The sequence below is a fragment of the Ramlibacter sp. genome (genome assembly GCF_050250995.1).
Lineage (GTDB): Bacteria > Pseudomonadota > Gammaproteobacteria > Burkholderiales > Burkholderiaceae_C > Ramlibacter.
The window spans coordinates 1-20,647 of record NZ_JBFWNP010000062.1; the positions used below are offsets into that span (position 1 = coordinate 1).

General features: G+C 67.9%; 18 protein-coding genes and 2 tRNA genes. 13 read left to right on the forward strand and 7 right to left on the reverse strand.

All coding sequences use genetic code 11. From position 1 onward, the window contains the following. The 4 genes from AB7E83_RS25045 to AB7E83_RS25060 all read right to left on the reverse strand — a co-directional run. Positions 1 to 1,166, reverse strand: a 1,166-nt coding sequence (locus AB7E83_RS25045; RefSeq protein ID WP_428573665.1) for an MFS transporter, incomplete at its 3' end; no start/stop codon positions are given. Between the two features lie 36 nt (positions 1,167 to 1,202). Continuing rightward, positions 1,203 to 1,279 (reverse strand) — tRNA-Arg (locus AB7E83_RS25050). A gap of 14 nt (positions 1,280 to 1,293) precedes the next feature. Further along, on the reverse strand, positions 1,294 to 2,310 hold the full coding sequence (locus tag AB7E83_RS25055; RefSeq protein ID WP_428573667.1) for a 2-dehydropantoate 2-reductase: 1,017 nt from the start codon (positions 2,308 to 2,310) through the stop codon (positions 1,294 to 1,296). Position 2,311: 1 nt separating this feature from the next. After that, positions 2,312 to 2,575, reverse strand: coding sequence for a hypothetical protein (locus AB7E83_RS25060; protein WP_428573669.1), 264 nt, complete (start codon positions 2,573 to 2,575; stop codon positions 2,312 to 2,314). 100 nt (positions 2,576 to 2,675) lie between these two features. Between AB7E83_RS25060 and AB7E83_RS25065 the strand changes: the two genes are divergently transcribed. Beyond that, positions 2,676 to 3,590, forward strand: coding sequence for a LysR family transcriptional regulator (locus AB7E83_RS25065; protein WP_428573671.1), 915 nt, complete (start codon positions 2,676 to 2,678; stop codon positions 3,588 to 3,590). 49 nt (positions 3,591 to 3,639) lie between these two features. Here the strand turns inward: AB7E83_RS25065 and AB7E83_RS25070 are convergent. Next, positions 3,640 to 3,716, reverse strand: a tRNA-Pro gene (locus tag AB7E83_RS25070). Between the two features lie 70 nt (positions 3,717 to 3,786). On the opposite strand from AB7E83_RS25070, the gene AB7E83_RS25075 reads away from it, so the two are divergent. Both AB7E83_RS25075 and AB7E83_RS25080 read left to right on the forward strand, forming a co-directional pair. Next, the gene (locus AB7E83_RS25075) at positions 3,787 to 4,062 is read left to right on the forward strand and encodes a type II toxin-antitoxin system Phd/YefM family antitoxin (protein ID WP_428573673.1); all 276 of its coding nucleotides are present in this window, start codon (positions 3,787 to 3,789) and stop codon (positions 4,060 to 4,062) included. Next, complete coding sequence (locus AB7E83_RS25080) at positions 4,059 to 4,394, forward strand: type II toxin-antitoxin system RelE/ParE family toxin (RefSeq protein ID WP_428573675.1); 336 nt, start codon at positions 4,059 to 4,061, stop codon at positions 4,392 to 4,394. The genes AB7E83_RS25075 and AB7E83_RS25080 overlap by 4 nt, the downstream gene beginning before the upstream one ends. A gap of 3 nt (positions 4,395 to 4,397) precedes the next feature. On the opposite strand, the gene AB7E83_RS25085 is transcribed toward AB7E83_RS25080, so the two are convergent. Then, positions 4,398 to 5,420 (reverse strand): helix-turn-helix transcriptional regulator, encoded by a 1,023-nt coding sequence (locus tag AB7E83_RS25085; RefSeq protein WP_428573677.1) that lies wholly within the window; start codon positions 5,418 to 5,420, stop codon positions 4,398 to 4,400. Here AB7E83_RS25085 and AB7E83_RS25090 point away from each other — a divergent pair. The 6 genes from AB7E83_RS25090 (at position 5,371) to AB7E83_RS25115 (ending at position 11,737) form a co-directional block, all read left to right on the forward strand. Next, positions 5,371 to 6,957, forward strand: coding sequence for a benzoate-CoA ligase family protein (locus AB7E83_RS25090; RefSeq protein ID WP_428573679.1), 1,587 nt, complete (start codon positions 5,371 to 5,373; stop codon positions 6,955 to 6,957). The genes AB7E83_RS25085 and AB7E83_RS25090 overlap by 50 nt on opposite strands. Before the next feature lie 94 nt (positions 6,958 to 7,051). Continuing rightward, the gene (locus AB7E83_RS25095) at positions 7,052 to 8,239 is read left to right on the forward strand and encodes an ABC transporter substrate-binding protein (RefSeq protein ID WP_428573681.1); all 1,188 of its coding nucleotides are present in this window, start codon (positions 7,052 to 7,054) and stop codon (positions 8,237 to 8,239) included. A gap of 125 nt (positions 8,240 to 8,364) precedes the next feature. Continuing rightward, positions 8,365 to 9,228 (forward strand): branched-chain amino acid ABC transporter permease, encoded by an 864-nt coding sequence (locus AB7E83_RS25100; protein ID WP_428573683.1) that lies wholly within the window; start codon positions 8,365 to 8,367, stop codon positions 9,226 to 9,228. Beyond that, on the forward strand, positions 9,225 to 10,223 hold the full coding sequence (locus AB7E83_RS25105; protein WP_428573685.1) for a branched-chain amino acid ABC transporter permease: 999 nt from the start codon (positions 9,225 to 9,227) through the stop codon (positions 10,221 to 10,223). The genes AB7E83_RS25100 and AB7E83_RS25105 overlap by 4 nt, the downstream gene beginning before the upstream one ends. After that, complete coding sequence (locus tag AB7E83_RS25110) at positions 10,216 to 10,965, forward strand: ABC transporter ATP-binding protein (RefSeq protein ID WP_428573687.1); 750 nt, start codon at positions 10,216 to 10,218, stop codon at positions 10,963 to 10,965. Before AB7E83_RS25105 ends, AB7E83_RS25110 begins: the two co-directional genes overlap by 8 nt. 58 nt (positions 10,966 to 11,023) lie before the next feature. After that, on the forward strand, positions 11,024 to 11,737 hold the full coding sequence (locus AB7E83_RS25115) for an ABC transporter ATP-binding protein (RefSeq protein ID WP_428573689.1): 714 nt from the start codon (positions 11,024 to 11,026) through the stop codon (positions 11,735 to 11,737). A 66-nt stretch (positions 11,738 to 11,803) separates the two neighbouring features. Here AB7E83_RS25115 and AB7E83_RS25120 read toward each other — a convergent pair whose 3' ends face one another. Next, on the reverse strand, positions 11,804 to 13,114 hold the full coding sequence (locus AB7E83_RS25120; RefSeq protein WP_428573691.1) for a hypothetical protein: 1,311 nt from the start codon (positions 13,112 to 13,114) through the stop codon (positions 11,804 to 11,806). Between the two features lie 265 nt (positions 13,115 to 13,379). Here AB7E83_RS25120 and glgB point away from each other — a divergent pair, with 265 nt between their 5' ends. From glgB to treZ, 4 genes are read left to right on the forward strand one after another with little or no spacing between them, the layout of a single operon-like run. Then, positions 13,380 to 15,347: a 1,4-alpha-glucan branching protein GlgB gene (gene glgB / locus AB7E83_RS25125; RefSeq protein WP_428573693.1), complete on the forward strand. Its 1,968-nt coding sequence runs from the start codon at positions 13,380 to 13,382 to the stop codon at positions 15,345 to 15,347. Then, positions 15,334 to 16,638: a glucose-1-phosphate adenylyltransferase gene (locus tag AB7E83_RS25130; protein ID WP_428573695.1), complete on the forward strand. Its 1,305-nt coding sequence runs from the start codon at positions 15,334 to 15,336 to the stop codon at positions 16,636 to 16,638. The genes glgB and AB7E83_RS25130 overlap by 14 nt, the downstream gene beginning before the upstream one ends. Continuing rightward, positions 16,635 to 18,803, forward strand: coding sequence for a glycogen debranching protein GlgX (glgX, locus tag AB7E83_RS25135; protein ID WP_428573697.1), 2,169 nt, complete (start codon positions 16,635 to 16,637; stop codon positions 18,801 to 18,803). The genes AB7E83_RS25130 and glgX overlap by 4 nt, the downstream gene beginning before the upstream one ends. Before the next feature lie 23 nt (positions 18,804 to 18,826). Beyond that, positions 18,827 to 20,644: a malto-oligosyltrehalose trehalohydrolase gene (gene treZ / locus AB7E83_RS25140; protein ID WP_428573699.1), complete on the forward strand. Its 1,818-nt coding sequence runs from the start codon at positions 18,827 to 18,829 to the stop codon at positions 20,642 to 20,644. Positions 20,645 to 20,647 lie beyond the last annotated feature (3 nt).

A 20,647-nucleotide genomic window follows, 5' to 3' on the forward strand; every position in this document is an offset into this window, starting at 1 on the left:
AGCGCGACGCCCGCGCCGCACAGCGCGAGCCGCCACGCGATGTCGCCGCGGCCCGCGCGGTCCGGCAGCAGCGCCAGCAGCAGCAGGCCCAGCGACAGCATCACCCGCCCGATGCTGCCCAGGATGCCGGCCGGGTAGCGCGAGATCAGACGCCCGGCGATGGGGGCCACGACGACGACGGCGGCCGGCCAGGCCGCGATCAGCAGGCCGGCGTGGCCGTGCGAAAAGCCCTGCGCGCCGAGCAGCAGGAAGGGCAGCGCGACGAAGCCGAGCGTGTGCGCCGAGAACGTGGCGACCGAGGTGCAGAACGAAAGCGCGAACGCCGGAATGGCCAGCAGGTCGATGGGCAGCATGGGCGTGGCGAGCCTGCGCTGACGCCGGACGTACCAGACGGCGAGCGCGACGCCGGCCGCGAGCATGGCCGCGCCCGTGGCCGGCGGCACGATCGCATGCCCGCCGCCGCCGAGCGAGGCGAGCGAATCCGCGCCGAGGAAGAAGAGCGAGAAGGTCGCGATGTTCAGCGCCACGTCGAGCGCGGCGACCGGCGCGCCGGCACGGGGCCGGTGCGTGTTCGCGGGCAGGCATCGCGACCCGAGCGCGAAGCACAGGATGCCCAGCGGCACGTTGAGCGCGAAGAGCCAGGGCCAGGGCGCGAGCGAGAGCACCGCGGCGCCGAGGGGCGGCCCCGCCACCGAGCCCGCGGCGACCACGACGGAGTTGAGCGCCAGCGCGCGCGGCAGGCCCGCGGCCGGGAACGTGAGCCGCACGAGCGCCGAATTCACCGACATGATGCCGGCGGCGCCGAGCCCCTGGAACGCGCGTGCCACCACCAGCAGCAGCATCGAATCGGCCACCATGCTGGCGAGCGAGCCGACGGTGAACACCACCGCGCCGACCAGGTAGACGCGCCGGTAGCCGATGCGTTCGCCGAGGTTCGCGAGCGGCAGCAGCAGCGCGAGCGCGGCGATCTGGTAGCCGATGACGACCCACACGGCCGCCGAGGCGCTCACCTTCATGTCGCGCGCGATATCGGGCAGCGCGAGATTGACGATGCCCGAGTCGAGCACCGTGAGCGTGATGCCGAGGATGATGACGAGGAAGGCCCACCAGCGCACGGGGGGCGGCAGGCCGTCGGGTGCGGTCGTTGGCGCGCGCTCGACGGTCATCGGGACAACATGCTCGGGGTGCAATCGGGATATGGCTGGCCTGCCCGGAGGGAATCGAACCCCCGACAACCTGCTTAGAAGGCAGGTGCTCTATCCAACTGAGCTACGGGCAGAAGCCCGCATTGTCCTATACGGGGGCCACCGGCTGCAGGCGAACGCTACCACCCGATTCCGCCATGCGCCGGGCAAGCAGGCTCACCAGCGCATACACCGCGTCGATGTGCGGCGTGGGCGTGCCGCACAGGCGCGCGAGCTCGACCACCGCGCCGACGAGCGCGTCGATCTCCGGCGCGCGGCCGGCCTCGATGTCCTGCAGCATCGAGGTCTTGTGGGCCCCCACCTTGGCCGCGCCGGCGATGCGCTTCTCCAGGGGCACCCGCATCTCGATGCCCAGTTGCCGCGCGACGTCCTGCGCTTCCCGCATCATGTTGGCGGCGAGGTCGCGGCCGAGCGGGTCTTCGCAGATGTCGACCAGCGTCGAATGCGCCAGGGCGCTGATCGGATTGAAGGTCAGGTTGCCCCAGAGCTTGAGCCAGATTTCGGAACGGATGTCGGTCAGCACGGGCGCCTTGAAACCGGCGCGCGCGAAGCACTCCGATATGCGCTGCACCCGCGCCGAGGCCGAGCCATCCAGTTCGCCCACGGGCAGCCGGTTGCCCTCGACATGGTGGATCACGCCCGGGGCCCGCAATTCCGCCGCGGGATAGACCACGCAGCCGATGATGCGCTCCGGCGAAATTCGCCGCGCGAGCGGCACGGGCGCGTCGACGCTCTGCACCACGCGGCCTTCATGCGGGCCGCCGTGCCGGTGGAAATACCAGAACGGAATGCCGTTCTGCATCGTCACGATGGGCGTCTCCGGACCCAGGAGATCCTGCAGCGGATCCGCCACCGCGTCGAGCTGATGCGCCTTGACGGCGAGGATGACCAGGTCCTGCGGGCCGGCTTCGCGATAGTCGTTCGTCGCGAGCAGGCGCGTGACGCGCTGCTCCACGCCGTCCATCCCCGTGAACCGCAAGCCGTGCTCGCGAATCGCCTGCAACGTCGCCCCGCGCACGATCAGCGTGACGTCCTCGCCCGCCAGCGCCAGTTGCGCGCCGACAAGGCCGCCGATGGCGCCGGCGCCTACGACCGCGATCTTCACGTCAGGCCCGCACGTCCGCCAGGCGCTGCCGGGCCGACTCCACCGCGTTCGCGAGGAAGTCGGCGTCGTAGGCCTGCAGCAGGTGCGGCTGGTGGCGCTCCACATAGGCCTGCACGCGACCGGCGTCGCTGGGAAGCCTGGCGAACGTCGCGGTGTCCCAATGCCAGGCGAGCCCCAGCGCGTCGAAGGCGATGTTGTACGACTGGCGCTCGGCCTCTGCGGGGCGCGAATCGAGGGTCTGCGGTACGGCTACTGCTGCAAGCATCTTCGTGTCTCCTTTCGAAGGCGCAATCTACGTGCAGCCTCGCATAAATAACAGTCAAAGTATTTTGTTGAATTCATAAACGATCATTTATAGTGGCCGCATGCGCCATGCCACGTTCCGCCAACTCCGGGTTTTCGAGTCGGTGGCGCGGCACCGCAGCTTCTCGCGCGCGGCGCAGGAACTGCACCAGACGCAGCCCGCCGTCTCGACGCAAGTGCGCAAGCTGGAGGAGCACGCGGGCCTGCCGCTCTTCGAGCTTCTCGGCAAGAAGGTGCACCTCACCGCGGCCGGCGAGCAGATGCTCGTCTGCAGCCGCGAGATCATGCAGAAGTTCCGCGAAGCCGAAGAGGCCATGGCCCAGTTCAAGAGCGTCTCGGGCGGGCGGCTCAGCGTGTCGGTGATCAGCGCGGGCGACTATTTCTTTCCGGGCCTGCTGGTGGCGTTCGCGCAGCGCCACAAGGGCGTCGAACTTGACTTCGTGGTGTGCAACCGCGAGGAATTGCTCGCGCGGATGGAGGCGAACCGCACGGACCTCGCGATCATGGGCCGCCCGCCCACGGACGGGGACTTCGTGGCGGAGGCGTTCGCGCCCCACCCCTACGTCGTCATCGCCGGCCCGTCGCATCCGCTCGCCGGGCGTCGGCGCATTCCGGTCGCAAGGCTCGCCGGCGAGCCCTTCATCGTGCGCGAGCGCGGCTCGGACACCCGGCAGTCCATGCAGGAAGCCTTCGGCGACGGGCTCGCGCTGCTGACGGTCGCGATGGAGATCAAGAGCACCGAGACGATCAAGCAGGCCGTGGCCGCGGGCATGGGCCTGAGCTTCCTGTCGGCGCACACGATCGGCCACGAGCGCAAGGCCGGGGCCCTGCAGGTGCTCGACGTGAAGGGCCTGCCGCTCATGCTCCACTGGCACGTGGTGCACCGGCGCTCGAAGCGCCTGCCGCCGGTGGCGCAGGCGTTCAGGCAGTTCCTGCTGCAAGAAGGCGCGGGTTTGATCGAGCGGGCGATGCGGTAGGCGCACCGGACAAGACTCACCGGAGCGCGCGGCAACAATTTTCGAGCGGTGGTCGGAGCGAGAGGATTCGAACCTCCGACCCTCTGGTCCCAAACCAGATGCGCTACCAGACTGCGCTACGCTCCGACAGCCGCATTCTATGCGCCCGTTGTCCGGGGCGCATTGTCGGGAGACCGAAAAAAGGCTAAATTCGGTCATGCGCTATTCCGAACACATCAAGCCCATCAGCTACGTCAAGGCCAACGCCGCGCAGGTGATCGCCGAACTTGCCGAGCACCGGGCGCCTTTGATCATTACTCAGAATGGCGAGGCCGCGGCCGTGCTTCAGGACATCGCGTCCTATCAGGCCGGGCAGGAGACTCTGGCGCTCCTGAAGATTCTCGCGCTCGGCAATCGGCAGGTCGAAGAGGGCAAAGTCATGCCGTTGCGCGAAGCGTTCGCGGCCGTACGGCGCAAGCGCAACACGAAATGACCGCGCCTCACAACGTCATCATGACGTTGGATGCCGTGCAGGACGTCGAAGAACTGCACGACTACATCGCGAGTCATGACGCTCCCGCAAAGGCAGCGCACGTCCTGGACAAGATCGAGGCGGCAATCCTGGGGCTGGAGCGATTTCCGGAGCGCGGTGCCTACACGAAGGAGTTGCTTGCGCTGGGCATTCGCGACTTTCGGGAAACGTACTTCAAGCCGTACCGGATCATCTATCGCATATTTCCGACGGAGGTCGTCGTGTATCTCGTCGCGGATGGACGACGGGACCTCCAGACGCTCCTGCAAAGGCGCATGCTGAGCAGCCAATGATTTTCACCCCACTCCGGGCACCGCCCGCTCCAGATCCTTCAGCGACTGCCTGACGCTGCGCGCCGCCGTGTCCACCACGGCATCGGCCCGCGCATAGAGCGCTTCGCGGCTCGAAAGAATCCGGCGGATGTCGTCCAGCGCCTCGCCGGTCGCACCCTGCGTCGTGCCGAAGGGGCGCATGTCCCCCTGCGCGACCACGCGCGACATGTGCTCCTCGGGGCTTGCCTTGATCCACACGCAATAGAAGTGGCTTTGCAGCACGTCGAAGGTCTCGCGCTCGCTCACGATGCTGCCGCCCGTGGTCATCACCACGCCCTCGGCATGCTGCTCGGCGATGCGCAGCAAGGCGCGCCGTTCGTAGCGCCGGAAGCCGGCCTGGCCGTGCAGCAGCAGGATCTCGTTCATGCTCGTGCCGGCCTCGCGCTCGATCTCGCGGTCGAGCTCGACGAAGGCCACGCCGCGTTGCGCCGCGAGTTGCTCGCCAAGCGTTGTCTTGCCCGCGCCGCGCAGGCCCACCAGGGCGATGCGCCGCTCGCGCCCCTGCGCGCCCGCGAGCCCGAAGTTCGACGCGAGCAAGGCATATGCCGCGTCGAGTTGCGCATCGTCGAGCCGGGCGAGCACGCCCTGCAGGCGCGCGAGCGCCGGCCGGGGCGGATCCTGCAGCAGGTCCTGGATGGTGATGTGGAGCGCGCGTGCCGCCGCATCGAGCGAATTGATCGAGACATTGCCTTTGCCGCTTTCTACGTCGGCAAGGAAGCGCTCGGACAGGCCGGAATCCCCGGCGAGTTGCTTGCGCGTCATGCCGCGCCGCGCGCGCCACGAGCGCACGCGCGCGCCCAGTTCGGGCAGGATCGTGCGTTCGTCGGGTTCCATCGTCATCGGGTGCGTCCGGGTTGCAGTCGAGCGCGATTGCAATATACTGCCTGAAGACGCGCTGTCAAGCAGTTTACTGCACCTCTCGAGAGACGCCCCGATCATGAATCCGAGCCACGCCGACCATTCCGCCAGCCCGCCGCGCGTCGACATTCCGCGCGACTACAACGCGGCGCACGACCTGCTCGCGCGCAATGCGTCGCGGGCAAGCAAGGCGGCTTTCATCGAGGCGGGCAGCGGCGCACGACTGACCTACGGCGAGCTCGCGCGGCAGGCGCATGGCCTCGCGAACGCGCTGCGCGCGCGCGGCATCCCGCCCGAAGCACGGGTGATGATCGCGATGCACGACACGCTCGAGTGGCCCGTCGTCTTTCTGGGTTGCATGCTGGCGGGGGTGGTGCCCGTTGCGGCGAACACATTGCTGACGACCCAGGACTTCGATTACATGCTGCGCGATTCCCGCGCGCAGGCGCTGTTCGTGTCGAAGGGCTTGTTGCCGGCGTTCGCGCCGCTGCTTCGTGAGCGGGACGGCATGAGCCTGAAGCACGTGTTCGTGGCGGGGGGCGATGGCGAGGATTCGGTCGCGGCGCTCGTGCAATCGGGCGGCAGCACGCAGCAAACCGTCCACGACACCTGCGCCGACGACGCCGCCTTCTGGCTGTACTCGAGCGGCTCCACCGGCATGCCCAAGGGCACGGTGCATCTGCACAGCCACCTGATCCAGACCGCGGAGCTCTACGCGAAGCCCGTGCTCGGCATCCGCGAGGACGACGTCGTCTACTCGGCGGCGAAACTGTTCTTCGCCTACGGCCTCGGCAACGCCCTCACCTTCCCCATGAGCGTCGGCGCGACGACGGTGCTGCTGCCCACGCGGCCGACGCCCGGCGACGTGTTCAGGGTGCTGAAGGAGCATCGGCCCAGCGTCTTCTACGGCGTGCCGACCTTGTTCGCCGGCCTGCTCGCCGACGGCAACCGGCCGAAGCGCGCCGAGCTCAACCTGCGCGTGTGCACCAGCGCGGGCGAGGCGCTGCCCGCCGAGATCGGCAAGCGCTGGACCGAGGAATATGGCTGCGAGATCCTCGACGGCATCGGCTCCACGGAAATGCTGCACATCTTCCTGTCGAACCGCCCCGGCCGCGTGCGCTACGGCACGACCGGCGAGGCCGTGCCCGGCTACGCGCTGCGCATCGTCGCCGACGACGGCCGCGAATGCGGCGACGGCGAGATCGGCGAGCTGCAGATCCAGGGCCCGACCTCCGCCCTCATGTACTGGAACAACCGCGCGCGCACCAAGAGCACCTTCGCGGGCGAGTGGACGAGAAGCGGCGACAAGTACACGCGCGACGCCGACGGCTACTACACCTACGGCGGCCGCAGCGACGACATGCTGAAGGTGGGCGGCATCTACGTGTCGCCCTTCGAAGTGGAAGCGTCCCTCATGACGCACCCCGCCGTGCTCGAGGCCGCCGTGATCGGCGTCGAGGACAGCGAGGGCCTGGTGAAGCCCAAGGCTTACGTGGTGCTGAAGGCCGGCGCGCAGGCCGATGCCGCGCAGTTGCAGATGCACGTGAAGAGCCGGCTCGCCCCCTACAAGTATCCGCGCTGGATCGAGTTCGCCGACGAGCTGCCGAAGACCGCCACGGGCAAGATCCAGCGCTTCCGGCTGCGGCAGGCCGCGCAACGGGCATGATGCGTGCGCGACCGCGCTGCGGGTCATTCCCGTGGCAGGCTCCCGCGCGATGCGGTAGAAATGCTTGACACCTCAATCAAATAAGGAAATTTCCATGACCACTCGCCGTCTCGTCCTCGCCCGCGGCGCGGCCACCATCGGCGCGGCCTCCGTCGGCCTGCTGCTGCCGCAGATCGCGCGTGCGCAGTCCAGTCGCATTCGCGTGGGCTTCATGCTGCCGTACACCGGCACGTTCGCGTCGCTCGGGGTCAACATCGAGAACGGCGTGCGCATGGCCATTGACGAAAAGGGCGGCAAGCTCGGCGGCCGGGACATCGAGTGGTTCAAGGTCGACGACGAGTCGGAGCCGTCCAAGGGCGTCGAGAACGCCAACCGCCTGGTGCAGCGCGACAAGGTCGACGTGCTGATCGGCACCGTGCATTCGGGCGTGCAGATGGGCATCCAGCGCGTCGCGCGCGAGTCGGGCGTGCTCAACCTCATTCCGAATGCCGGCGTGCATGCGGCCACCCGCGCGCAGTGCGCGCCAAACGTGTTCCGCACCTCGTTCAGCAATTCGCAGCCGACGCTCGCGCTCGGCAAGCCGATGATGGACAAGGGCCTGAAGCGCACCGCCTGGATCACCTGGAAGTACGCGGCAGGCGACGAGGCGTTCGAGGGCTTCAAGGACAGCTACACCAAGGCCGGCGGCACGATCGTGAAGGAGCTGGGCCTGCCCTTCCCGCAGGTGGAATTCCAGGCGCTGCTGACCGAGATCGCCTCGCTGCGCCCCGATGCGGTGGCCTGCTTCTTCGCCGGCGCCGGCGCCGCCAAGTTCATCCGCGACTACGCGGCCGCGGGCCTGAAGGACCGCATTCCGCTGTGGGGCTCGGGCTTCCTGACCGAAGGCGTGCTCGACGCCGCAGGGCCCGCGGCCGAGGGCATCATGACCACGATGCACTACAGCGACTCGCTCGACACGGCGCGCAACAAACAGTTCCGCACGGCCTTCGCCAGCAAGTTCCGCCTGCAGCCCGACGTGTACGCGGTGCAGGGCTACGACACCGGCCTGCTGCTCGCGCAGGGCATGGCCACGGTCAAGGGCGACATCGGCAACAAGGCGGCGCTGTACAAGTCGCTGGAGACGCAGACCATCGACAGCCCGCGCGGCAAGTGGTCGATGAGCAAGTCGCACAACCCGGTGCAGGACATCTACCTGCGCCGCGTCGAGAAGGGCGAGAACAAGGTGATCGGCATTGCCGCGAAGGCGCTGGCCGATTCGGGCGCGGGCTGCCGCCTGGGCTGATCCTCACCCATCTTGAAAGCCCTGGATTCCCGCCTTTGCGGGAATGACGGCAAGCAGGCTGTCATCCCCGCGAAGGCGGGGATCCAGGGCTTCCGCATTTCCGACCGCGTGCCGCAACCTGCCTGATGGACTTCGCCAACTTCCTCATCCAGCTGCTCAACAGCGTCCAGTACGGGCTGCTGCTGTTCATGCTGGCCGCCGGCCTCACGCTGATCTTCGGGATCATGGGCGTGGTCAACCTCGCGCACGGCAGCTTCTACATGCTGGGCGCCTACCTCGCTTGGTCGCTCGCGGCCAAGACGGGCAGCCTCACCGTCGCCATCCTCGGGGGCGCGGTGCTGTCGGTGCTCTTCGGCCTGATCCTCGAACGCGTGCTGTTTCGCCACTTCTATCACCGCGACCATCTCGACCAGGTGCTGCTCACCTTCGGCCTGATCTACATCTTCGAGGAGATGCGCTCCATCCTGTGGGGCGACGACGTGCATGGCGTGACCATCCCGTCGCTGCTCTCGGCCTCGATCCCGCTCACGGACAACCTCTCCTATCCCGTGTACCGCCTCTTCATGTCGGGCGTGTGCATCGTCCTCGCACTCGGCCTGTACTTCCTGATCTCGCGCACGCGCCTGGGCATGAAGATCCGCGCCGGCGCCTTCAACCACGACATGACCGAGGCGCTGGGCATCAACATCAAGCTGATCCACGCCTTCGTCTTCGCGCTGGGCGTGGGGCTGGCGACGGTCGCCGGCATGATCGCCTCGCCGGTGTCGAGCGTGTACCCGAACATGGGCTCGCAGGTGCTCATCATGTGCTTCGTGGTGGTGACGATCGGCGGCATCGGCTCGGTGCGCGGGGCGCTCATCGCGTCGCTGCTCGTGGGTCTTGTGGATACCTTCGGCAAGGTGCTCGTGCCGCAGGTGGCGGGCATGCTGGTGTACATGCTGATGGCCGCCGTACTTTTATGGAAGCCAGAGGGCTTGTTCAAACAATGAGCACGGCCAAAGCCAACCTCGAAGCCTTGCCGCGCGGCCTGCAGGTCGTGCTGGTGCTCGTCTTCCTCGCCCTCGCCGCCTTCCCGCTCGTTGCGACGGACTTCTACGCGCAGATGGTCGCGCGCATGATGATCCTCGCGATCTTCGCCATGAGCCTCGACCTGCTGCAGGGCGTGACCGGGCTCGTCTCGCTCGGCCACGCGGCGTACTTCGGCCTCGCCGGCTACGCGCTCGCGTTCATGACGCCGGCGAACGAGGCGGTGAGCCTGTGGTGGACGCTGCCGGCGGCCGTGGCGGCGTCCGCGCTCGCGGCGCTCGTCATCGGCTTCTTCGTCGTCCGCACGCACGGCATCTACTTCATCATGGTCACCATGGCGTTCGCGCAGATGGTGTTCTTCCTCTTCTTCGACAACAAGGCGCTTGGCGGCTCCGACGGCCTCTACATCAACTTCAAGCCGGTGGCGGGTCTCTTCGACCTGGAGAACAAGACGGTCTTCTACTACTTCACTTTCGCCATGATGATCGCGGTGTATGCGTTCCTGCGCCGCCTTCTCTTCAGCCCCTTCGGCCGCGCGCTCGCGGGCATCCGCGTGAACGAGCACCGCATGCGCGCGATGGGCTTCGGCACCTTCGGCTACAAGCTCGCCGCGTTCACGCTCGGCGGCGCGCTCGCGGGCCTCGCGGGCTACCTGTGGGGCGCGCAGACCGGCTTCGTGAATCCGGAGCTCATGGGCTTCCACATGAGCGCGCACGCGATCATGATGGTCATCCTCGGCGGCATGGGCAACTTCGCGGGCGCGATCGTCGGCGCGTTCGCCTTCGAGATGCTGCTGCACGAGTTCAAGGATCTGCCCACCCTCGGCGGCTTCAATGCCGGCAAGCATTGGCAGCTGTGGATGGGACTCTTCATCGTGCTCATCGTGGTGTTCGCGCCGCGCGGCCTGCTCGGGCTCGTCGAGCGCGCGATGCGGAAGCGGGAGCGCATCGATGGCTGAAATCCTGCTCGCCGCATCGCATCTCACCAAGCGCTTCGGCGGCCTCGCCGCGGTGAACGACGTGTCGCTCGAACTCTGGCGCGACCGCATCCATGCGGTGATCGGGCCCAACGGCGCGGGCAAGTCGACGCTGACCAACCTGCTCTCGGGCGACATCGCGCCGAGCTCGGGAACGGTAACGCTCGCGGGCCGCAACACGACGGGCTGGTCGCCCGAGAAGATTTCCCGCGCGGGGCTCGGCCGGAGTTACCAGAAGACGAATATCTTCGGCCCCTTCACGGTGTGGGAGAACGTGCGCCTGGCCGCCCAGTCGCGCACGCCGCATGCGGCGGGCTGGCTGCGTCTGGCGTCGAACGTCGGTGCGGCGAACGAGCGTGCGGAGCGCGCGATCGAGCTGGCGGGACTCGCGCCCCGCCGCGACTCCGTGGCCGGCGCCATCAGCCACGGCGAGCAGCGCCAGCTCGAGATCGCGATGACGCTCGCGACCGATCCGCAAGTGCTGCTGCTCGACGAGCCCCTTGCCGGCATGGGCACGGCCGAGGCCGAGCGCATGGTGCAGCTGCTGCTGAAACTGAAGCCGAATCACGCGATCATGCTCGTGGAGCACGACATGGATGCGGTCTTCGCGCTCGCCGATCACCTCACGGTGATGGTCAACGGCCAGGTGATCGCAAGCGGTACGCCGGCGCAGATTCGCGCGGATGCCGGGGTGCAGGCGGCGTATCTGGGGGAGGAGGCATGAATCGCCGGGCAGCCCCAAGATGCAGGGCCCCGCAGCGCGTAGCGCGGAGGTTCATTCCATGACCGATCGCCTCATCGACGCGCGCGGCCTGCACACCTACTACGGCGCGAGCCACATCCTGCGCGGCATCGACTTCCACGTGGACCGCGGCGAGACCATCGGTCTCATGGGCCGCAACGGCATGGGGAAGTCGACGCTGCTCAAGACTTTGATGGGTCTCGTCGTTCCACGTGCCGGCACGGTCGACGTGATGGGCCGCTCCACCCTGGGCCGGCCGACCTTCGAAGTCGCGCAACTCGGCGTTGCCTACGTGCCCGAAGGCCGCGGCATCTTCGGCAACCTGAGCGTGAAGGAAAACCTGGTGATGGCGGCGCGGCCGGGCACGCGCGGTCAGCGCGACTGGACCTACGAGCGTGTGCTCCAGACCTTCCCCCGGCTCGCCGAGCGGCTCGACCACGGCGGCCAGCAACTCTCCGGCGGCGAGCAGCAGATGCTCACCATCGGCCGCGCGCTGATGACGAACCCGGACGTGCTCATCCTCGACGAAGCCACGGAGGGCCTCGCCCCGCTGATCGCGCGCGAGATCTGGCGCATCTGCGGCTTGATCCGCGAGACCGGTATCTCCAGCGTCATCGTCGACAAGAACTGGAAGCACGTGACGCAGGTGACGGACCGCAACGTGATACTGGTGAAGGGGGAAGTGGCCTTTGCGGGCACATCCGACGACCTCCGATCGCAGCCCGAGGTGCTCGACAGGTATCTCGGCGTGTAGTCCGTGAAGCGCCGCGCCGACTGGAGACGCGCGCGCGAAACCCCGGAGTGCCAGTGGACGACTCGCTCAGACGGCTGCGCTCGTCATCGCTCCGAGGGTGCCCGCAGCGGCATGGTGTTCCTCATACCTCACCTTTCCCGCTGCCGTCGTCACAGGCACATGGGCCAGCACGATTTTCGACACGCCCGGGACCTCATGGCCCGACTCGGTTCCCGCGTTCGTCGTCGGCGATAGCCAGAGCGTACCTTTCAGGTCTGTCCGGCACTTCAGGAACAGGTTCAGCTCGCACTGCGCAGGCGCACCCGAAGACGGATAGAGGTGGAACGCGCACAACGGATCGACGATGGTCGCAACGACGTCGGGTCTGTAGTCGCCCGCCGGCAGCCGGAGTCGGGCCTTGAGTGCCGCCTCGATCTGATCGTTCCGGCCAGGCGGTAGTCTCACGCAAGTCAATCCGCCCGCCGCCTTGCAGTCTTCGACCATGCACCGCCAAGTGTCCGAGCGACCGAGAAAGGTCCAGAGCTGATCGGCCGTGAATGAGGGCGCGTCTGCCACGCTCAGGTCGTCTGGGATGTTCTCGAGGTCGAGCACACCGTCGCGAATATGCGTCGCAAGGTAGCCGAGGATCGCCGAATCTTCGGTCGACAGCGAAGGCGGAAACGCCTCGGTGTCTGCATCGAGCGCTTGAAGGTCGGTTGCGTCTTGCGCCGCTTGGAGGAGGAAATCGTTCGTGTTCTCGTGAAGGAGGCTCGCGCTTTCGATGAGCTTCATCATCGGTGAGTCTTCCGGTTGGGGAAATCGCCGCATCAACGCCCCATTGCTGTAACTGTAGGAACGCGGATCCCACCAGTCCCCAAGATTCTCATCGCGCGCGATGCGGAGCTCGTAGCCCCTGCAGTCCTCCACGAGCTGCGCGATCCGCTCGAGACGATGGAGCCTGCCTGCGAGCGAAGCGGGAAGATCCGTCCAGTCGAGTTCCGGTACCTGGAGATGCTCCCCCAACTCCCTCACCGCGGCGGTAGCCGATTCCTTCGCACACCGCGCAGCCGCTTTGAGAGGAGGCGCTTCGACCCACTTGACGGCCTCCGCAAGCAGCATTTCATCGCGGGCCTTTTGCCGGGTTTCGAAACCCTGCATAAGCTTCAGAGTCCTGTTCAGAGTCGTCTCATTGGCCAGGTAGTCGCCCACCAGCGCACGCAATTCCTGAATGCGCATCGCCGACCCGCTGCGCATCAGCGTGCCACGCAACTCGCGCCAGTCGTTCGGGGCGCCGGGGAATCGCGAGGCTTCGTCCGCTGGCCGAGGCGGCGTCGGCCAGAATCCGGCGGCGGCGGCGGCGGCGGCAGACTGGAAAGGCGGTAGGTGCAGTGCGCTCATGACGATGAATTGCCCATGGAGTGGATGAGCGAAACATATCGGCGCGCTCACGCACCCCGCTCTATACACCCGTCTTCGCCATTCGGATACGCGCCAATGGTCGAGCCAGACGCCCCCGCCCAGCCCGACGAAAGCCCTCTCCCTACACGCGCCTGACCGCTACCAACCGTCCCGGCTGTAGTCCGCCGCCTACGGCACCATCGCCGTCTTGCCTGCATGCCTCGGCCGTACCGCATTCCAGAATGGCGCGAGAATGATCGAGGCCATGACCGCGACACAGCCCGGAACGGGGATACCTTCAGCAACGCACGGGACGCCCGATCGCGAGGCGGCGGCGCCACGTCGCGAGCCCGCGCATCACCTCCGCCCCTTCGAGGTGCTGGGCGCGCATTGCACGGCCGACGGCACCCGCTTCGCGGTGTGGGCGCCCAACGCCCGCAACGTCGGCGTCATCGGCGCGTTCAACCACTGGACCTTCCACCCGCTGCAGCGCACGGACGACGGCTCCGGCCGCTGGAGCGGCTTCGTCGAAGGCGCGCAGCCCGGCCACGCCTACAAGTACCGCATCGAGAGCGCATCCGGCGAATGGATGGACAAGGCCGACCCGTTCGCGTTCCGCTGCGAACACCCGCCCGGCACCGCGTCGCAGGTCTGGGACCTGGCGTACGAATGGAATGACGGCGAGTGGATGGCCGCGCGCGGCAAACGCCAGGGCCACGATCAGCCGATGTCGGTCTACGAGGTCCACCTGGGCTCCTGGCAGCGCGACGACGAAGGCAATTTCCTCAACTACCGCGAGATCGCGACGCGACTCGCCGCGCACTGCAACGCGATGGGCTTCACGCACGTGGAGCTGATGCCGACGACCGAGCATCCGTTCTACGGCTCGTGGGGCTATCAATGCACCGGCTACTACGCGCCGACGGCGCGCTACGGCACGCCGCAGGACATGATGGCGCTGGTCGACACGCTGCACCAGCAGGGCGTCGGCGTGCTGCTCGACTGGGTGGCCTCGCACTTTCCCTCGGATGCGCATGCCCTCGCGCGCTTCGACGGAACGGCCCTCTACGAGCACGAGGACCCGCGCCTGGGCTTCCACCCCGAGTGGAATTCGCTCATCTTCAACTACGGCCGCTACGAGGTGCGCGACTTCCTGATCGGCAACGCGCTCTTCTGGCTGGAGAAATACCACTTCGACGGGCTTCGCGTCGATGCGGTCGCGTCGATGCTCTACCTCGACTACGCCCGCAAGCCGGGCGAGTGGATTCCGAACGAGAACGGCGGCAACCAGAATTACGCGGCCGTGAAGTTCCTGCAGGAACTCAACACCGCGGTCTACGCGCATTTCCCCGACACCCACATGATCGCGGAAGAGTCCACGGCATGGCCCGCCGTGTCGCGCCCGGTGCATTGGGGCGGCCTCGGCTTCGGCATGAAGTGGAACATGGGCTGGATGAACGACACGCTGCGCTACATGGGCCGCGCGCACTTCTACCGCCCTTACCACGGCGACGACATCCGCTTCTCGTCCGTCTACGCCTTCCACGAGAACTTTATCCTGCCGCTGTCGCACGACGAAGTGGTGTACGGCAAGGGCAGCCTCGTGGCCAAGCAGCCGGGCGACGAGTGGCAACGCTTCGCGGGGCTGCGCGCGCTGTACGGCCTGATGTGGACCCACCCCGGCAAGAAGCTGCTCTTCATGGGCGGCGAGTTCGCGCAGCTGGAGGAATGGCACCACGAGCGCACGCTCGACTGGCACTTGTGGGCCCGGCCGCTGCATGCCGGCGTGGCGCGCTGGATCTCCGATCTCAATGCGGCGTATCGCCGCTGGCCCGCGCTGCATGCCAACGATTTCCGCGCGGAGGGCTTCGCCTGGCTGCCCTTCGAGCGGCACGAGCCCACGGTGCTCGGCATCCTGCGGCGCGGCGGCGAGCGCGATGCGTTCGTGGTCGCCATCGTCAACCTCACCCCCGAGGTGCGCCTCAACGTGCGCATCGGCCTGCCGTGCGCGGGCCCGTGGGACGAGATCCTCAACAGCGACGCCCCGAGCTACGGCGGCACGGGCGTCGGCAACCTCGGCCGCGTGCAGGCCGTGAAGGAGCCGCTCGGCGGCCAGCCCGCGAGCACGGTTCTTGCACTGCCACCGCTCGGCGTGGTCGTGCTGGCGAGCCGTGCCGATCCGCAGGATTTCAAAGCATTACCCGAATCCGGAGACCCCCATGTCCGCCCATAGAAACGTACTCGCCTTCGTCATGGCCGGCGGCGAAGGCGCGCGGCTGCACCCCCTGACCGCCAACCGCTGCAAGCCCGCCGTGCCCTTCAACGGCAAGCACCGCATCGTCGACTTCGTGCTGTCGAACCTCGTGAACTCCGAGATCTACTCGACCTACCTGCTCGTGCAGTACAAGTCGCAATCGCTCATCGAGCACGTGCGCCAGACCTGGACCATGGCGCGCTTCATGCCGCAGCAGTTCATCACCGTGGTGCCGCCGCAGATGCGCAACGGGCCGGAATGGTTCCAGGGCACGGCGGATGCCGTCTACCAGAACATCCACCTGATCGAGAGCTTCCGGCCCGACATCGTGGCGGTCTTCGGCGCCGACCACATCTACCGCATGGACGTGCGGCAGATGATCGACTTCCACGTGAAGACCGGCGCGCACGCGAGCGTGGCCACCCTGCCCGTGCGGCTGGATCAGAGCGACCAGTTCGGCATCGTCGAGATCGACGACGACCACCGCATCCGGGACTTCAAGGAGAAGCCGAAGACGACGCGGCCCATGCCGGGCAGCCGCACGCACGCGCTCGCGTCGATGGGCAACTACATCTTCAACGCCGACGTGCTGCTCAGGCAGCTTCGCAAGATGCACGACAACGGCGAAACCGACTTCGGCAAGCACATCCTGCCGGCCATGGTGAATTCGCACAAGCTCGTGGCCTACGACTTCGACACGAACGAGATTCCCGGCGCCAAACCCTACGAGGAGCACGGCTACTGGCGCGACGTCGGCACCATCGACGCGTACTATCAGGCGCACTTCGACACGCTGGGCGCCGAGCCGAAATTCCGCATGACCAACAGCCGCTGGCCGATCTACGCGAGCCCGGACCCCGCGGAGTCGGCGCAGATCGAGAACGGCACGATCAACCGCTCGGTGGTCGGCTCGGGCAGCATCGTCGACGGCGCCACGCTCGACCACGCCATGCTGCGCCGCTCGGTCCACGTCGAGCGCAACGCGAATCTCGCGCACTGCATCGTGATGGAACGCTCGCGCATCGGCCGCGGCGCGCACGTGAAGCGCTGCATCATCGACCAGGACAACGACATTCCGCCCGGCGAGCGCATCGGGTTCGACCTGCAGGCGGACCGCCGCCGTTTTCCGGTGACGGAAAGCGGCATCGTGGTGGTGCCCGCGGGCTTCTTCCCGCGGCGCGAGCGGGCTGCGGCGCCGGTCGCCCCGCGCATCGAGGCCGGGCACGACGCCGCCTGCGACACCGGCCCGCGGATCGAGGTGGCCGCATGACGGCGGCGGCCGTCGCCGTTCCACTGCCCTCCTCCGCGTCCCACGATCCCGACACGGCCGCGCCCCATGGCTGCGAGTCGGGGCGTGCATGGCCGCTTGGCGCCACGCTGCAGGCGGGCGGCGTGAACTTCGCGATCTTCTCCGGCGCGGCGGACAAGGTGGAGCTCTGCCTGTTCGACCGCAGCGGCACGCGCGAGGTGCAGCGCATCGCCCTGCCCGAATGCACCGATCATGTGTGGCACGGTTTCGTGCCGAACCTGCCCGCCGGCACGCGCTACGGCTATCGCATCCACGGCCCCTACGACCCGGCGAACGGCGTGCGCTGCAATCCGCACAAGCTCATGCTGGACCCCTACGCGAAAGCGCACGACCGGCCGCTGCGCGGCGCGGCCTGGCAGTACGCGTACACGCTGGGCGCCGAAGGGCAGGACCTGACGATGGACACCGTCGACAACGCCGCCGGCGCCGCGAAGTGCATGGTGGTCGACCCGGCGTTCGACTGGGGCGACGATGCCGCGCCCGCGGTCCCCATGAGCGACACCGTGTTCTACGAAGTCCATGTGCGCGGCTTCACGAAGGAAATGCAGGACGTGCCGCCCCACCTGCGCGGCACCTACCTCGGCCTCGCGAGCGAACCCGCGATCCGGCACCTTAAGAAGCTCGGGGTCACGTCGGTCGAGCTGCTCCCGATCCACGCCTTCAACGACGAGCGCCGCCTCGTCGACATGGGCCTCGGCAACTACTGGGGCTACAACAGCATCGGCTTCTTCGCGCCCGAGCCGCGCTACGCGGCGCAGGACGCGGTGGGCGAGTTCAGGCAGATGGTGAAGTCGCTGCACGCGGCGGGACTCGAAGTCATCCTCGACGTCGTCTACAACCACAGCTGCGAGGGCAACCACCTCGGTCCCACGCTCTCGTTCAAGGGCATCGACCACGGCGCGTACTACCGTCTCGCCGAGGACCGGCGCTATGGCATGGACTACACCGGCACCGGCAACACGCTGGATGCGAGCCACCCCGCGATGCTGCGCCTGGTGATGGACAGCCTGCGCTGGTGGGTGGAGGAGATGCACGTCGACGGCTTCCGCTTCGACCTCGCGCCCGCGATCGCACGCGATGCGAACGGGGCGTACGACCATCGCGGCCCCTTCCTCTCGGCCGTCGCGCAGGACCCGGTGCTGAAGCGCGTGAAGCTCGTGGCCGAGCCCTGGGATATCGGCGACTACGGCTACCAGGTCGGCGGCTTCCCGGCGGGCTGGTCGGAGTGGAACGGCCGCTACCGTGACTGCGTGCGCGACTACTGGCGCGGCATGGAGGGGCAGCTGCCCGAGTTCGCGGCGCGCCTGTGCGGATCGTCGGACATCTACCAGGGCGCGCGGCGCAGGCCTTCGGCCAGCGTCAACGTGATCACCGTCCACGACGGCTTCACGCTCAACGACCTCGTGAGCTACAACGACAAGCACAACCACAGCAACGCGGAGGACAACCGCGACGGCGAGGGCCACAACCGCAGCTGGAACTGCGGCGCCGAAGGCCCCACGCGCGACGCGACGATCCTCGCGATGCGCGAGCGGCAGAAGCGCAACTTCCTCGCCACGCTCTTCGCGTCGCGCGGCGTGCCGCTGCTGCTGGGCGGCGACGAGATGAGCCGCACCCAGGGCGGCAACAACAACGCGTACTGCCAGGACAACGAGGTCAGCTGGTTCAACTGGAGCGAGGTGCGCCGCAAGGACCCGCTGATCGCCTTCACCGCATCGATGATCCGGCTGCGCCGCGAGCTGCCGGTGCTGCGCTGCGACCAGTGGCTCTCGGGCCAGCCGGACGCGGACGGCCGGCGCGACGTCGACTGGTTCAGCGTCTGGGGCCTGACCATGACGGAGGAGGAATGGACCAACCCGGCCGTGCGCTGCGTCGCGGTGGCCTTCGACGGCCGCTTCGCGCCGGTCCACGGCGAGGCGAGTCCGTCCGTGCTGATGGTCTTCAACGCGACGCACGAGACGGTGACGCAGACGATTCCCGAAGTGCCGGGCCATGGGGGCCCCTGGGAACTGCGCGTCTTCACCGACGTCGCCTCGGTGGAGGGCGAGCCGCGCATGTACTCCGCGCAGGAGACGCTGGAGCTGCCGCCCTTCTCGATGGCGCTGCTGACCCAGCGCGGGAGCTGAGCGCCGTGCGATGCAGGCATGTCATGCCCTTCGGCGCGCAGCTCGCGCAGGGCGGCGGCGTCGACTTCGCCTTGTGGGCGCCGGCGGCCGACCGCGCGGAACTCGCGTTCTACCCCGGCGTCGCGGGCAAGCCCGTGTTCCACCCGGCCGAGGTGGATCGCGAGGGCTGGTGGACCGCGCACGTACCCGAGGCCACGGCGGGCTCGCTCTACCACTGGCGCATCGACGGTGAATGGCTGGTGCCCGACCCGGCGTCGCGCCAGAACCCGGCGGGCGTGGAGCAGCCGAGCGCGGTGGTCGATCCGCTGCAGTTCGAGTGGGACGCCGGCTGGCGCGGACGGCCCTGGCGCGACGTCGTGCTCTACGAGATGCACGTGGGCGCGTTCACGGAGGAAGGCACCTTCGAGGCGGCGGCGCAGCGGCTGAAGGAGCTCGCCGATCTCGGCATCACCGCCATCGAGCTGATGCCGCTGGCCGACTTCCCCGGACGCTTCGGCTGGGGCTACGACGGCGTGCTGCCCTTCGCGCCGCACTCCGCGTATGGCACACCCGACGAACTGAAGCACTTCATCCAGGACGCGCACCGTCTCGGGCTGATGGTGTTCGTGGACGTCGTCTACAACCACTTCGGGCCTTCCGGGAATTACCTGTCGAAGTACGCGCCGCAGTTCTTCTCGGCCTCGCATTCCAGCCCGTGGGGCGCGGCGATCAACTTCGACGGCGAAGGCAGCCGCATCGTCCGCGACTTCTTCATCCACAACGCCCTGTACTGGGTGAACGAATACCGCGTCGACGGGCTGAGGCTCGATGCGGTCCATGCGATCGTGGACGGCGCGAGCCCGCATCTGCTCGAAGAGCTTTCGACGAAGGTGCGCGAAGCGACCCCCGGGCGGCACGTGCACCTGGTGCTGGAGAACGAGCACAACACGTATTCGCACCTCGCGACGGCGCCGAAACCGGGGTCCTTCGACGCGCAGTGGAACGACGATTTCCATCATGCGCTGCACGTCGCGCTGACGGGCGAAACCGCGGGCTACTACCACGACTACGGCGCGCAGCCCTTCGACCAGCTCGGACGCTCGCTCGCGCACGGCATGCTGTACGAAGGCTCGGAGCGCTTGCCGGGCGGCGCGCGGAAGGACGTTCGCGCCACGCCGCCGCAACCGCTGACCACGCTCGTGAACTGCGCGCACAACCACGACCAGGTGGGCAATCGCGCCTTCGGCGAGCGGCTCTCCCAACTCGTCGCACCCGAGGCGGCCATGCTGCCGACGCTGCTCGCCCTGCTCACACCCGCGACGCCGATGCTGTTCTTCGGCGAGGAATTCGGCGCGACGGAACCCTTCCTGTACTTCGCGGACTGGGAAGGCGACTTGCGCAAGGCCGTGCAGGAAGGCCGCTTGCGCGAGTTCGGCGCGATGGCGGACCCGAAGGAGGGACGCGTGTTGCCGGATGCGTGCAGCCTCGCGACCTTCGAGGCGAGCCGGCCCGATGCGGCGCGGCGACGCACACCCGAAGGCAAGGCGTGGCTCGCGCTCGTGAAGCGCGCGCTGGAAGCGCGCCGCACGCACATCGTGCCGCGCCAGTCGCAACTCCTGCACGACCGGCACACCTGGCAGCGCGTCGGCGCGACGGGGCTGGCGGTGCAGTGGCGTTATGACGATGGACGCGTGCTCAGCATGGACCTGAACCTGGGCGCGGAGCCGCTCGACGCGCCGGCGCGATCATCCGGGCAGAACGATGCGCTCGACGTCTTCCGCCACAACTGGCCGGTCGATGCGGGCCACCGCTGGCCGGCGTGGGCCGCACGCTGGACGCTCGGCGCGGGGGGCGCGACATGACGG

Coding starts and splice junctions, on each gene's coding strand:
- AB7E83_RS25060 (WP_428573669.1), bottom strand. CDS start 2,575: ATGCTTGCAGCAGTAGCCGTACCGCAGACCCTCGATTCGCGCCCCGCA.
- AB7E83_RS25065 (WP_428573671.1), top strand. CDS start 2,676: ATGCGCCATGCCACGTTCCGCCAACTCCGGGTTTTCGAGTCGGTGGCG.
- AB7E83_RS25075 (WP_428573673.1), top strand. CDS start 3,787: ATGCGCTATTCCGAACACATCAAGCCCATCAGCTACGTCAAGGCCAAC.
- AB7E83_RS25080 (WP_428573675.1), top strand. CDS start 4,059: ATGACCGCGCCTCACAACGTCATCATGACGTTGGATGCCGTGCAGGAC.
- AB7E83_RS25090 (WP_428573679.1), top strand. CDS start 5,371: ATGAATCCGAGCCACGCCGACCATTCCGCCAGCCCGCCGCGCGTCGAC.
- AB7E83_RS25085 (WP_428573677.1), bottom strand. CDS start 5,420: ATGTCGACGCGCGGCGGGCTGGCGGAATGGTCGGCGTGGCTCGGATTC.
- AB7E83_RS25095 (WP_428573681.1), top strand. CDS start 7,052: ATGACCACTCGCCGTCTCGTCCTCGCCCGCGGCGCGGCCACCATCGGC.
- AB7E83_RS25100 (WP_428573683.1), top strand. CDS start 8,365: ATGGACTTCGCCAACTTCCTCATCCAGCTGCTCAACAGCGTCCAGTAC.
- AB7E83_RS25105 (WP_428573685.1), top strand. CDS start 9,225: ATGAGCACGGCCAAAGCCAACCTCGAAGCCTTGCCGCGCGGCCTGCAG.
- AB7E83_RS25110 (WP_428573687.1), top strand. CDS start 10,216: ATGGCTGAAATCCTGCTCGCCGCATCGCATCTCACCAAGCGCTTCGGC.
- AB7E83_RS25115 (WP_428573689.1), top strand. CDS start 11,024: ATGACCGATCGCCTCATCGACGCGCGCGGCCTGCACACCTACTACGGC.
- AB7E83_RS25120 (WP_428573691.1), bottom strand. CDS start 13,114: ATGAGCGCACTGCACCTACCGCCTTTCCAGTCTGCCGCCGCCGCCGCC.
- glgB (WP_428573693.1), top strand. CDS start 13,380: ATGACCGCGACACAGCCCGGAACGGGGATACCTTCAGCAACGCACGGG.
- AB7E83_RS25130 (WP_428573695.1), top strand. CDS start 15,334: ATGTCCGCCCATAGAAACGTACTCGCCTTCGTCATGGCCGGCGGCGAA.
- glgX (WP_428573697.1), top strand. CDS start 16,635: ATGACGGCGGCGGCCGTCGCCGTTCCACTGCCCTCCTCCGCGTCCCAC.
- treZ (WP_428573699.1), top strand. CDS start 18,827: ATGCCCTTCGGCGCGCAGCTCGCGCAGGGCGGCGGCGTCGACTTCGCC.